Raw genomic sequence first — 13018 nt, 5'->3', positions numbered from 1 at the left:
CCCATCGGCTACGTCCACGCGACGGCCACGACCGCCGCGGCCGCCGTGAACGACCCCACGGCGTAGAAGGCCCACGGTCGCTTGTTGCGCATACCGGCCAGCGCGATCGCCGCCACCAGGACGTCCAGGGCCAGCTTCACCCCCATCTTCGCGTCGACCACCGGCAGGTCGAGGGATCTTCGGGTCCATATGAGCCCCACCCCGGTGACCAGCTGGACGACCGCGCTGCTCAGCATGTAGCCGCCGGCCACCGGGTCCTTTCCGCGCAGTTGGAAGAAGATGCCGCCCAGGAGCGCGGCGAACCCGAAGAGGTGGAAGACGAGGAACACATTCCGAAGGATCTCCATGTCACTGATCTTTCTCTGAAGTCGGCACGAATTGAGGGGCTTTCAAGCAGAAAGCCCGCCGCGCACGCCTCACGCCTGGAGCGTTCATCGCAGGGTGAGCGGGGTCTCGGACGCGGTGCGGGACAGCTTCTCGGGGTTGCGGACGACGTAGATGCCGGTGATGCGGTCGGCCTCGACGTGGACCGCGACGACGCTGTCCAGTTCGCCGTCCAGGTGGATCGTCAGCCCCGCCCCGCCGTTGACCGTCGCCGGACCGAACGCGACCGGGATCGTGTTCCTGCCGAGGCCGCCGGCCAGGAGCCGGGCCACCTTGTCGGCGCCGACGATCGGCCGCAGCGCGGCGTGCTTCACGCCGCCGCCGTCGCCCATGTAGACGACATCGGGCGCGAGCACATCGAGCAGGCCCTGAAGGTCCCCGCCCTCCAGCGCCCGCAGGAACGAATCCACGGCAGCCCGCGCCCTGCGCTGGGACACCACGGCGCGCGGCCGCCGGGCGTCCACATGACGGCGGGCCCGGTGCGCGATCTGGCGGACGGCCGCCGGGGTCTTGCCCACCGCCGCCGCGACGTCGTCGTATCCGACGTCGAAGACCTCGCGCAGCACGAAGACGACGCGCTCGGTCGGCGACAACGTCTCCAGGACCAGCATCACCGCCATCGACACACTCTCGGCGAGTTCGACGTCCTGGGCCACGTCCGGTGTGGTCAGCAGCGGCTCCGGCAGCCACGGGCCCACGTACGACTCCTTGCGCCGTGACATCGTGCGCAGCCGGTTGAGCGCCTGACGGGTCGTGATCCGCACCAAGTACGCACGCTGGTCGCGTACTTGGTCGAGGTCGACCTCGACCCACCGGAGCCAGGTCTCCTGCAGGACGTCCTCCGCGTCGGCCGCTGAGCCGAGCATCTCGTACGCGACGGTGAAGAGCAGATTGCGGTGGGCCACGAACGTCTCGGTCGCCCGGTCGACTGCGTCGTCATCACTCATGCCTGGATCTTCTCCCCCTCGACGGGCCCGGATCTAGGAAACCCGTTCGGCGACCGGCGCCGCGGCCTGCATGGACTCCAGCGCCTCGCGGCGGCCGGCGCCTCCCTTCATGCGGTGCAGGCCGTACCCGCCGGGCTTGTGCGCCTCGTCGGCCAGGTGCTTCACGATGCCCTTGCACACGCCTTCCTTCATCTTCGCGCCGAGGCGACCGCCGATGTGGAACCAGACCGCGACGTCGGACCTGTTGCCGAACTGGAAGACGCCGACGCCCCGGCCCAGGCTGATGCACTGCGCCCCGAACGACTGGTTGAGGGTCTCGGGCCGCTCACCCGCCAACCTGCTGAGCACCGTGTCGGCGGCCCGCGCGCCCAGCGGCATCGCCGTCTGGCAGCTCATTCGCAACGGCAGTCCCGACGGAGCCGCCGAGTCCCCGGCCGCGACGATGCGGTCGTCGTCCACGCTCGTCAGCGTCTCGTCCGTGAGCAGCCGCCCCAGGGCATCGACGCTCAGCCCGCTGCGGGCGGCCAGGTCCGGCACGCCGAAGCCCGCGGTCCAGATCGTCACGGCGCTCGGCAGCTCCCGGCCGTCGGCGAGACGCACCGCGTCACATGTCACCGCCGCCACCTTCGTGCCAGGACCGGCCACGACCTTCACCCCGAGCGCCGCCAGCCGCCCGGCCACCGACCGCCGCCCCCGACGGTGCAGATACGGACCGAGCAGCCCGCCGCAGACCAGAGTCACGTCGCGGCCCTGCTCCGCCAGTTCGGCGGCGGTCTCGATGCCTGTCGGGCCGGCACCGACGACCGTCACCGCGGCCGACGCGGGCGCGGCGTCGAGGACGGGCAGCAGCCGCCGCGCGTCCTCCAGGGCGGCGATCGGGTGGGCGAACTCGGCCGCCCCCGGCACCTGCGGGTCGGCGCTGCCGCTGCCCACGGCGTAGACCAGGTGGTCGTAGCGGACCGCGCTGCCGCCCGCCAGCTCGACACCGCGCCCCGCCGCGTCGATCCGGGTCGCGCTGTCGACCACCAGCCGAACCCCCTCCGCCAGGACCTCGCGGTAGTCGACGACAGCGGCGTCGGTCCCGCCCACCAGCTGGTGCAGCCGGACCCGGTGGACGAAGGTGGGGCGCGGGTTGATCAGCGTCACGGTCACGTCGTCGCGCTGCGTGAGGCGATTGGCCGCCATGACGCCGGCGTATCCGCCGCCGAGCACCACCACGTCGGTGTTCTCAACCATGATGAAATCTCCCTCGTTGTCGAGCCGTTCGAGCGGTTCGAGCTCAAGACACCGGCCGCACACCCCCTGTGACACGTTGTGACCCGGATCACTTCGACCGCCTGTTAGCGTGCGCCGATGGACGAACTGGTGCTCAACAGCTGGCCACCGGAGCCGATCAGGACCGAGAGGCTCGTGCTCCGCGGGTCCGAGGCCCGGGACCGGGCGGCGTTCGTCGAGTTGCTCGCCTCGCCGGAGGTGCACACCTACCTCGGCGGCCCCAGGCCGCGCGACGTGCTCGAGCGTGAGCTGCCTGCGGTGCCCGAGCGGTGGCCCGGGAGCTTCGTCGTCGAGCTCGACGGGGCGATGATCGGCCAGCTCCTGCTCCGGAGGGCGCCGATGCATCAACGTCCGGCCGCCGCGGGCAAGGCCGACCTCGGCTATCTGTTCCTGCCGCGGGCCTGGGGGGCCGGGTACGCGTCCGAAGCGTGCGCGGCGGCGCTCGCCTGGCTAGACGGCGTCCTCCCCGGAGAACCAGTGATGCTCACCACCCAGACCGCCAACACCGGCTCGATGCGTCTCGCGGCCAAGTTGGGATTCACCGAGGTCGAGCGGTTCGAGGCCTGGGACGCCGAGCAGTGGCTCGGCATGCGGCCCCCGGTCACGGCGTCCGGCTGAAGCCCTCCCCCCGGCCACCCCGCGCAACTCGTCGTCCGCGTCAAGGGGTTGACCCCGTTCCGCTTCCTGCTTACGGTGCTCGCACCCCGAAGGTATATCGATATACCAACGCGACAGGAGGCCTCCCGCCTTGCGCTCCCCGATGAATCGACGCGGCTTCATGGCTCTGGGTGCGGGCCTTGCGGCGGCGCCCGCGCTCAGTGCGTGCAGTGCGTTCTCCGCCTATGGCTCCGACCCCGACACCCTGGTGATCCACAGCCAGATGGGCGGGAACGCGCCCGGCTCCCCCACGTTCCGCGCGGTCGTGAACCAGTTCCGCAAGGAAAACCCGGACATCACCGTGAAGAACCTCATCAACGGCGATGACCTCGGGCAGGTCTACGAGACCTCGCGGCTCGCGCGCGCCGAGGCCGATGTCGTGATGGTCAACCTCTACGACAAGACACTGTCGTGGACCGAGGTCGGCGCCACCGTTCCGGTCGGCGGCTATCTCGACGACTGGGGGCTGCGCGAGCGGATCATCCCGAAGGCAGTCACCGAGTGGACCGACACCGAGGGCAGGCTGCGCGCCTTCCCGTACATCGGGACGAACTGGCCGATCGCCTTCAATCACGCACTCCTTGAGCGCGCCGGGGTCGACGCCCCGCCGGCCACATCCGACGAACTCGTCGCCGCCGCAAAGAAGTTGCGCGGCAAGGGCATCACGCCGTTCACGGTGGGCGGCAACGACTGGACGGGGCAGAAGCTGCTCGCCCAGGTCATCCAGACGTTCCTGACGCCTGCCGAGGCCCGACACCTGTACCGCACGGGCGACTTCAGCGGCTCGCGCGGCGCCCAGGAGGGCATCGGGTACTTCGTGGATCTGCGCGACGCCGGGGTGTTCGCCGACAAGGCGCAGGGGCTCACATCGGACGCGATGACGACGCAGTTCAACACCGGGCACGCGGCCATGCAGTCGGCGATGTCCTCGGCCCTCGCCAGCGTGCCCGACAACGTTGTCAAGACCACTTCGGTCGGCGGTTTCCCGCTGGCCGACGGCGCCGCTCAGAAGAAGCCGACCATCCTGCGCACGTACACCGTCTCCGGCTTCTGGGTCAGCCCGAACGGGGTGAAGAAGATCGAGACGGTCGAGCGGTTCATCCGCTTCATGTACCGGCCCGAGGTCGTGGACCGCTTCGTCACTGAGGGCGGCCGCGACATGTCGGTGGTCACCGACGCGCTCAGCACGGACTTCCCGCTGGTGGCGAAGGCGCAGCAACTCGGCGGCTCCGTCGGCCAGGTGGTGCTCCCGGACCAGTACATCCCGGCCGCCGCCGCACAGCCCCTGATCCAGGCGACGTCGACCGCCTTCACCCCCGGCACCTCCGCGCGCGCCATCCGTACGGCGCTGGAATCCGCGTACCGCTCCGCCTGAGCCCGCCGTGGAGCACACCGAGAGCGCCGACATCGTCGAGCCCGCTGAGAACGTCGAGCCCGCTGAGAACGCCGAGAACGTCGAGAACGGAAGTCGACCCCGATGACGATCACCACGTCTCGGCCCGCCGCCACCGCGGGCCGGACCCCCTCCCCCGTAAAGCCCGGCGGCGGCCGCAAGGGCGGCCAGGGCAGCACGATCCTCGCGCTGCCCGCGCTCGTCTGGTACCTGCTGTTCATGGTCGGCCCGATGGTCGCGATCTTCGTGATCGCGGCCCTGCACTGGCCGGGCATGCTCCAGCCGGTGTCCTTCGCCGGCCTCGACAACTTCCGTACCGTTTTCGCCGATCCGGCCTTCTGGGCCGCCGTGCGCAACACCGCGGTCCAGCTCGTGATCGCGCTGCCGGTGATGATCGTGTGCGCGTACATGATCGGCTACTACGTGGCGCAGCGGCCGCCGGGCCATCGCGTCATCCGGTATCTGCTGTTCGTGCCCGGTCTGATCTCCACGCCGGCGAAGGCGATGGTCTTCTACGCCGCCCTCTCCCCCGACGGCCTGCTCAACGGCGCCCTGTCGGGGCTCGGCCTCGACTCGCTCACCGACGCCTGGCTGGCCAGCCCCTCGACGGCCCTGTACTGCCTGATCGCCATGGACATCTGGGCGGGCATCGGTTTCACCGCCGTGCTGTTCGCGGCGCGCCTGTCCAGCGTGCCCGAAGACCTCGGTGAGGCCGCGCAGTTGGACGGGGCGGGGCACTGGCGGACGATGTGGCGCATCCACTTCCCGGTCGTGCGGGACTACGTGGGTGTGGTGACGATGCTGCAGCTGCTGTGGACGCTGTTCGGCTCCGCCCAGAACGTGCTGCTGCTCACCCAGGGCGGCCCGGGCACCTCGTCGACGACGCTGTCCTTCCTCGTCTACCAGAAGGCGTTCATCGAGGCGGACCTCGGATACAGCCAGGCCGTGGGCGTGATCCTGTTCCTCTCCGGGCTCGTGGGCCTGCTGACCATCCGCCGTGTCTTCCGCGCCACCCACTGAGTCTTGAGCCGATCGGAGCTGTTTTCCCCATGAGCGTTCCCATGAGCAAGAGTCATGTGAGCAAGAGTCATGCGAAGTTCGGCCGGTCGTGGTGGCCCGCGCACATCCTGGTGTGGGGGTACGCGGTGCTGCTCGCGGTGCCGCTGTACTACTTCGTCGCGTCCTCGTTCAAGTCCAATGACGCGATCTTCGGCAGCCCGTTGGCGCCGCCGGCCTCGCTCGGCCTCGACAACTTCACGACGGCCTTCCGGACCGCGGGCCTCGGCACCGCGGTGGTGAACTCCGCTCTTGTGACCGTGGTGGCCCTGGCGTTGACGCTCGGGCTCGCGGTTCCGGCGGCGTTCGCGCTCGCCCGCTCCGAGGGCCGGGCGGCGTCGGTGATCGAGAAGGTGTTCTCGCTCGGGTTCCTGATCCCGACGTTCGCCGCCCTGTTCCCCACGTTCCTGCTCGCGGCCGCCGCGGGCCTCTTCCACACCCGTACGTTCATGGTGCTGCTGCTCCCGGCGACCGCGCTGCCGCTGTCGGTGGTGATCCTGGTGCAGTTCATGCGGACCATCCCGAAGGAGATGGAGGAGGCCGCACGGATGGACGGCGCCTCCACCTTCGCGGTGCTGCGCCACGTCTACACGCCGATGTGTCTGCCCGGCATCGCCACGGTGCTGCTCCTCAACTTCCTGAGTTTCTGGAACGAGTACCTGTACTCCCTCGTCCTCATCGGCCCCGACCCGGACCTGCGCACGGTCCAAGTCGCCCTGCCCACCCTGAAGTCGGTGACCGGCACGGACTACGGTGTGCTGACGGCGGGCACCGTGCTCACCCTCGTCCCGGTGTGGCTCGTGTACACGGTGCTGCAGAAGAGGATGCAGACGGCCCTGGTCAGTGGCGCGGTGAAGATGTGAGTGCGGTGCGGACGCAGCCGTCGGGCAAGCGCCCGACCATCAAGGACGTGGCGGCCGAGGCCGGGGTGTCACCGGCCGCGGTGTCGAAGGTGTTCAACGGTACGGGGCGGATCTCCGAACCCACCCGGCAGCGCGTGCAGGACGCCGCGGCCCGCCTCGGCTGGTCGCCGAACGCGGCGGCGAGCGCCCTGCGCCGCTCCCGCAGCCACACCATCGCCCTCGTGGTGCGCCGCCCCAGCGATGTCCTGGGCACGGACCCGCACTTCAGCGAGCTGATCAACGGCCTGGAGAGCGAGCTGGCGCCGCGCGGCTACGGTCTGCTGCTTCACCTGGTCGCGGATGTCGCCGAGGAGGGCCGGCTGTACGAGCGGTTCGCCGCCGAGGGTCGGGTGGACGGTGCGGTGCTCACGGAGAGCCGGATCGACGACCCGCGTCCGGCCCAACTTCGGCGCCTCGGCCTGCCGTTCGTGCTGCTCGGCGGCCCGGACGGGGTGATGCTCAGCCACCAGGAGACCGGTGTCACGGAGGCCGTGGAGCATCTGCTCGCCCTCGGCCACCGGAGGATCGGCTACGTGTCCGGTCCGCCGGAGCTGGTCCACTCCCGTTTCCGGCAGGGCGTGTTCACCGATGCCCTCGCCCGGTCCGGGCTCGCCCCGGCCGCCGTGATCCCCACGGACTTCGCCGCCGAGGCCGCGATCGCCGCCACGGAGCGGCTCCTCGCCCTCTCCCCCCGCCCCACCGCGATCGTCTACGCCAACGACTCGATGGCGATGTGCGGCATCGGCGCCGCCCAGCGCGCGGGCCTCTCGGTCCCGGGCGATGTGTCCGTCATCGGCTACGACGACCTGCCGCTCGGCCGCTGGCTGCACCCACGGCTCACCACCGTCGACCAGCGGGTGACCGTGGTGGGCGCGGCGGCCGCGCGGGCGCTGCTCGCGGAGGTCGGCGAGGAGGGTGTGCCCGCGCCCGAACTGACCGAACGCCCACGGCTCGTCGTACGGGAGTCGACGGGGCCGGCAGGTTCGTAGACCCAACTCCCGTTACCTTTCCACCTTTTCGGCACCACCTTCTGGAGCAGAACACCATGCGTCGCCACAGCGCCCAGCTGTCCCACCACCCCGCCGTCCTGCCCTGGCTCGGTGCCAACTACTGGTCCCGCACCGGCGGTCCGCTCATGTGGCGGAACTACGACCCCGCCGTCGTGCGCGAGGAGCTCCGGGCCCTGCACGAGCACGGTCTGAACATGACCCGGTCCTTCTTCTACTGGCCCGACTTCCACCCGGAGCCGCACCGCATCGACGAGCAACTCTGCGACCGCTTCCGGGACTTCCTCGACGCGCACGAGGAACTGGGCATGGGGTCCGTCCCCACCTTCATCGTCGGCCACATGTCCGGCGAGAACTGGGACCCCGCCTGGCGCGGCAACCGCGACCTGTACGAGGACGTGTGGATGGTCGGCCGGCAGGCGTGGTTCGCGTCCGAGATGACGCGGCGTTTCAAGGACCACCCGGCGGTGACCGGCTGGCTGATCACCAACGAGATGCCGGGGTACGGCCGGATCTACCAGGTCGACCCGCCGTCCTCCGACGTGGTGACGGCCTGGGCGCAGTTCATGTGTCAGGCCGTGGTGGCGGCCGGGGCCACGCAGCCGGTGTCGCTCGGCGACGGCGCGTGGGGCATCGAGGTCACCGGCAAGGACAACGGGTTCTCGCTGCGCGACACCGACGCGTACGTGGACTTCGTCGGTCCGCACGTCTACCGCTCGGACACGGACAGGACGCGCCAGCACTACCGGGCCGCGTTCGAGTGCGAGCTGGCCGCGGTCACCGGGAAGCCGGTGATCCTGGAGGAGTTCGGGCTTTCCACGGACACCGTGTCCGCGCGCAACGCGGGCGTCTACTACCGGCAGACGCTGCACAACTCGCTGCTCGGCGGAGCCACTGGCTGGATGGCCTGGAACAACACGGACTACGACGACCTGTGGGAGCAGTCGCCGTACGACCACCACCCGTTCGAGATGCACTTCGGGATCACGGACAGCGCGGGCCGCCCGAAGGAGCCGCTGCGTGAACTCGCGGCGTTCGCCGAGGTGTTGAAGGACGTGGACTTCCCGCGCTGCCGACGCACGGACGCGGGCGCGGCGCTTGTCGTCCCGGCGTTCCTGGAGAAGGGCTACCCGTACAGCCGGCCCGCCGACCGGCCGCTGATCTTCAGCTCGCTCCAGCAGGGCTACGTCGCCGCGCGCGGCGCGGACCTGCCGGTGGGCTTCGTCCGTGAGGTCGACGGGCTGCCGGAGGACGGTGACGTACAGCTGTATCTGCTGCCGTCGACGCGGCAGTTGACGACGCGGACGCGGCGCGGTCTGGAGCAGCGGGCGCGCGAGGGGGCGACGGTGTACCTGTCGTTCTGCTCGGGCGAGCACCCGGGGACGCGCGGGCCGTGGTTCCACGACCTGGACGGCCTGTTCGGGGTCGAGATGCAGCTGTCGTACGGGGTGGCGGAGCCGATCGAGGACGACGAGCTGGCCATGACGTTCACCGAGGACTTCGGATCCGTGCGGGCCGGTGAGACGCTGCGTTTCCCCGTCGCGGGGAACGAGGACAGCCGCGCGTGGCTGCCGGTCGTCCCGGAGGGCGCGCGGGTCGTCGCGACGGACGCGCACGGCCGTCCGGCGCTGCTCGTGCACGAGATCGGCGCGGGCCGGGCGGTCCTCGCCACGTACCCGCTGGAGCACATGGCGGCGCGTACGGCGCGGGTGAACCCGGAGCAGACGCACCGGCTGTACGCGGCGCTCGCCGAGGTCGCGGGAGCGGCACGTCCGGTGACCGTGGACACGCCGCTGGTCAGCGCGGACACCCTCGTCCACGAGGACGGGCGGCGGTTCCTGTGGCTGGTCAGCCAGGCGGAGGAGGAGCTGACGGTGCGCCCGTCCGACCGCCTCGGCAAGCCGCTCGACGAGGTGACGCTCGCACCGTACGGAGTGCGGGTCCTCGAACTGGACACGGAGGCCTGACCCATGGAGCTGTACAGGGACGCGGACGCGCCGGTCGCCGACCGGGTGCGTGACCTGCTCGACCGGATGACGCTCACAGAGAAGGTCGGCCAGGTCAACCAGCGGATGTACGGCTGGGACGCGTACGAGCACACGACGCAGGGGCATCGGCTCACGGACGCCTTCCGCGAGGAGGTGGCACGGTTCGACGGGATGGGTGCGCTGTACGGCCTGCAGCGGGCCGACCCGTGGTCCGGTGTCACCTTCACGGACGGCATCACGGCGGCGGACGGGGCGCGGGTCGCGGACGCCGTGCAGCGGCATGTCGTCGAGAACACGCGGCTCGGCATCCCCGTCCTGATGGTGGAGGAGGTGCCGCACGGTCATCAGGCCCTCGACGGCACCGTGCTTCCGGTGAATCTGGCGGTCGGCGCCACTTGGGACCCGGACCTGTACCGGGAGACGGCGGCGGCCGCGGCGGCCGAACTGCGGGCCCGTGGCGGGCACATCGCGCTCGTGTCGGCGCTCGACCTGGTGCGGGACCCGCGCTGGGGCCGCGCCGAGGAGTGCTTCGGCGAGGACCCGTACCTGGCGGCGCGGCTCACCGAGGCCCTGGTGGAGGGGATGCAGGGCACGGGTGACACCATCGCCGCGGACCGGGCGGCCGTCGTACTCAAGCACTTTGCCGGGCAAGGGGGTTCGGTGGGCGGGCGGAACAGTGCCGCGACCGAGATCGGCGCCCGCGAGCTGCACGAGATCCATCTCCCGGCGGCCCTCGCGGGAGTACGGGCGGGGGCGGCTGGCGTGATGGCCGCGTACAACGAGTTCGACGGCCTGCCGTGTGCGGCCTCCGGCGACCTCCTCACCGGGCTGCTCCGTGAACGCTGGGGCTTCGAGGGCCTGGTGATGGCCGACGGCTGCGCACTCGACCGTCTCGTGCGGCTGGCCGGCGACCGGCCGTCGGCGGCGGCGCTCGCACTGTCGGCGGGCACGGATCTGAGCCTGTGGGACGGAGTGTTCCCGGAGCTGGGGACGGCGGTGGAGCGCGGTCTCGTCCCGATGGAGACCCTCGACGCGGCAGTGGCCCGCATCCTGACACTGAAGTTCCGGCTCGGCCTCTTCGAGCGCCCCTACGTCACCGAGGCACCCGAACGGGCCGTTGACACAACGGAGTTGAGCGAGCGGATCGCCCGCGCGTCGATCACGCTCCTGCACAACGACGGGGCGCTGCTTCCCCTCGGGCCCGACAAGAAGCGCATCGCCGTCATCGGCCCGAACGCCGACTCGATCCCGCAGCAGATCGGCGACTACACGTCGCCACAGCGGCCGGACAGTGGCGTCTCGGTGCTCGCCGGGCTGCGGAAGGCCGGAGCGGACGTGACGTATGCGCGCGGCTGTGACCTGGTGGGCGACGACCGTTCCGGGATCGCCGAGGCCGTGGAGCTGGCCGCCGCGTCCGATCTCGCGGTGCTCGTGCTCGGCGGTTCCAGCGCCCGCGAGGGCGACACACGCTTCGACGACAACGGCGCCGCGGTCATCACCACCGGCAACCCGACGGAGATGACCTGCGGCGAGGGCGTCGACCTCGCCGACGTCCGGCTCGGCGCCGGGCAGCGGGCGCTCGCCGAGGCGGTGGCGGCGACCGGCACACCGTGCGTGGCGGTGCTGATCCAGGGCCGCCCGCACGCGGTGCCCGAACTCGCGGCCGGGGCAGGGGCGTTGGTGAGCGCCTGGTATCCGGGCCCGTGGGGCGGCCGGGCCGTCGCGGACGTGCTCCTCGGCGCGTGCGAGCCGAGCGGACGGCTGCCCGTCTCGGTGCCCCGCTCCTCCGGCCAGCTCCCCGTCTTCTACAACTCCAAGGACCACGGCTTCCGCGGCTACGTGGACGAACCCGGCACCCCGCTCTACCCCTTCGGACACGGACTGTCGTACACCACGACCGAGTTCGGCGCGCCGCGCGTCCGCGACGGGGTGTGCGAGGTCGAGGTCACCAACACCGGGGACCGGCCGGTCCGCGAGACCGTGCAGCTGTACGTGCGTCGGGGCGGCGGAGCGACGTCCTGGCCGCGCGTCCGTGAGCTGCGCGGCTTCCGACTCGTGGACCTGGAGCCGGGTGAGAAGGCCACGGTCGCCTTCCCCCTTGACGACACCGTGCTGGCCTCGGTGACTCGATCCCTGGACCTGGCCGTGGAACCGGGCACGTACGAGATCGAGACGGGCCGCTCCTCGGACTCCACGCAGTCCGTGACGCTGATCGTCTGACCGGCTCTTGCGCGCGGGAGCCCAGCTCACCGGCTCCTGCGCGTCAGCCGCGGCGCACCGCTCCGAGCTGCGCCCGGTCCAGGCCCGGCGCCGCGAACCGCCGCGCCACCGTGCGCAGGACGCGCGCCATCGCCTGCGCGGGCGGCGTCGCGGGCCGGGACGTGGAGCGGGCGAGGAGGATGCGGCGGGTCGGCGCGGCGACGTCGGAGGCGAAGGGCAGGAGCCGGACGTCGCTGCGCCGGCTGGTGAGGGCGAGCCGGGGCGCCAGGGCGATGCCGAGTCCGGCCGCGACCATGGCCTGCGCTTCCTGGTAGTCGTGCGAGGCGTACGCGATACGCGGCTCGAAGCCCGCCTGGCGGCAGCTGCGCCGCAGCACGTCGGCGACGGGGTGGTTGTCCGCGCGGATGATCCACTCCTGGTCGGCGAGACCGCCGAGGTGTACGGGCGCGTGGGCGCGCAGCGGGGAGTCGGCGGGGACGACCAGCACCGTGGGGTCGTCGAGGAGATGCGTGAGCGCGAGGGCCGGGTCGTCGACCCTGTTCCACTCGTAGTCCCACAGCAGCGCCTGCTCCACCTCGCCCGTGTGCAGCATCTCGCGGAGTTCGGCGAGCACGCCCGCCCGCACCTCGATACGGATGCCGGTGTGGCTGCGGCGGAACTTGGTGAGCGCCAGCGGCAGCAGCGACGCGCTCGCCGTGGGGAACGAACCCAGTTGCAGCGTGCCCTGGTCGAGGGCGGCGAACGAGTGCAGGTCGGCCTCGGCGGCGCGCAGCTCACGGCGTACCGCGCGGCCACGCTCGGCCAGCGCGGCGCCCGCGGGGGTGGGCCGGATGCCGCGGGGCAGCCGCTCCACAAGCGGCTGGCCCGCCTCCTGCTCCAGGAGCGACATCTGCTGGGAGGCCGCGGAGGTGGTCATGCCCAGCTCCTCGGCGGCCGCGGTGAGCGAGCCGCGCTCGGCGGCCTCGGTGAGGAGCAGCAGGCGACGCACGTTCAGCATGGGTCCGACTCTAGGGCCTGTCGTTTGGATCAGGCCGGATCAGGGAGCGGGGTCTGGTGCGTGCGATCGCAAGGCGGAGGAGGGAGTCGACGCGGAGCGTCGGCGACCGACGACAACGCCGCGAGCGTGCGTGCCAGACCCCGCGAGCCCGGCCTGATCCAAACGACAGGCCCTAGCTGACTTTAGCGCAGC

Annotated in this window: 11 protein-coding genes; 7 read left to right on the top strand and 4 right to left on the bottom strand. The window is 71.3% G+C overall.

What is annotated here, in order from left to right; all coding sequences use genetic code 11:
- Positions 1-8: 8 nt before the first annotated feature.
- The 3 genes from OG746_RS20385 to OG746_RS20375 all read right to left on the bottom strand — a co-directional run bounded on the left by OG746_RS20385 (position 9) and on the right by OG746_RS20375 (position 2567).
- Positions 9-347 carry a hypothetical protein gene (locus tag OG746_RS20385; protein WP_266716489.1) on the bottom strand — a complete coding sequence of 113 codons (339 nt, stop codon included), beginning with the start codon at positions 345-347 and terminating at the stop codon, positions 9-11.
- An 84-nt stretch (positions 348-431) separates the two neighbouring features.
- Positions 432-1331 (bottom strand): RNA polymerase sigma-70 factor, encoded by a 900-nt coding sequence (locus OG746_RS20380; protein WP_266716488.1) that lies wholly within the window; start codon positions 1329-1331, stop codon positions 432-434.
- A gap of 33 nt (positions 1332-1364) precedes the next feature.
- Entirely contained in the window at positions 1365-2567 is a 1203-nt protein-coding gene (locus tag OG746_RS20375; protein WP_266716486.1) for an NAD(P)/FAD-dependent oxidoreductase, read from the bottom strand.
- A 117-nt stretch (positions 2568-2684) separates the two neighbouring features.
- On the opposite strand from OG746_RS20375, the gene OG746_RS20370 reads away from it, so the two are divergent.
- The 7 genes from OG746_RS20370 to OG746_RS20340 all read left to right on the top strand — a co-directional run bounded on the left by OG746_RS20370 (position 2685) and on the right by OG746_RS20340 (position 11829).
- The gene (locus tag OG746_RS20370; RefSeq protein ID WP_266716484.1) at positions 2685-3224 is read left to right on the top strand and encodes a GNAT family N-acetyltransferase; all 540 of its coding nucleotides are present in this window, start codon (positions 2685-2687) and stop codon (positions 3222-3224) included.
- 130 nt (positions 3225-3354) lie between these two features.
- Positions 3355-4638, top strand: a complete 1284-nt coding sequence (locus OG746_RS20365; protein WP_266716482.1) for an ABC transporter substrate-binding protein — start codon at positions 3355-3357, stop codon at positions 4636-4638.
- A 102-nt stretch (positions 4639-4740) separates the two neighbouring features.
- Positions 4741-5676 (top strand): carbohydrate ABC transporter permease, encoded by a 936-nt coding sequence (locus tag OG746_RS20360; protein WP_266716480.1) that lies wholly within the window; start codon positions 4741-4743, stop codon positions 5674-5676.
- Between the two features lie 41 nt (positions 5677-5717).
- Positions 5718-6575, top strand: a complete 858-nt coding sequence (locus tag OG746_RS20355) for a carbohydrate ABC transporter permease (RefSeq protein WP_266716478.1) — start codon at positions 5718-5720, stop codon at positions 6573-6575.
- Between the two features lie 5 nt (positions 6576-6580).
- Positions 6581-7603 (top strand): LacI family DNA-binding transcriptional regulator, encoded by a 1023-nt coding sequence (locus OG746_RS20350; RefSeq protein WP_266716476.1) that lies wholly within the window; start codon positions 6581-6583, stop codon positions 7601-7603.
- Between the two features lie 56 nt (positions 7604-7659).
- Positions 7660-9588: a cellulase family glycosylhydrolase gene (locus OG746_RS20345; RefSeq protein WP_266716475.1), complete on the top strand. Its 1929-nt coding sequence runs from the start codon at positions 7660-7662 to the stop codon at positions 9586-9588.
- A gap of 3 nt (positions 9589-9591) precedes the next feature.
- Entirely contained in the window at positions 9592-11829 is a 2238-nt protein-coding gene (locus tag OG746_RS20340) for a glycoside hydrolase family 3 N-terminal domain-containing protein (protein ID WP_266716474.1), read from the top strand.
- A gap of 43 nt (positions 11830-11872) precedes the next feature.
- Here the strand turns inward: OG746_RS20340 and OG746_RS20335 are convergent, their stop codons facing one another.
- Positions 11873-12826 (bottom strand): LysR family transcriptional regulator, encoded by a 954-nt coding sequence (locus OG746_RS20335; RefSeq protein WP_266716472.1) that lies wholly within the window; start codon positions 12824-12826, stop codon positions 11873-11875.
- Positions 12827-13018: the final 192 nt, after the last annotated feature.

The organism is Streptomyces sp. NBC_01016 (genome assembly GCF_026341035.1).
Taxonomy (GTDB): domain Bacteria; phylum Actinomycetota; class Actinomycetes; order Streptomycetales; family Streptomycetaceae; genus Streptomyces.
Note: the sequence above shows the minus strand (reverse complement) of the source record. Positions and strands in the feature narration are given on the sequence as shown.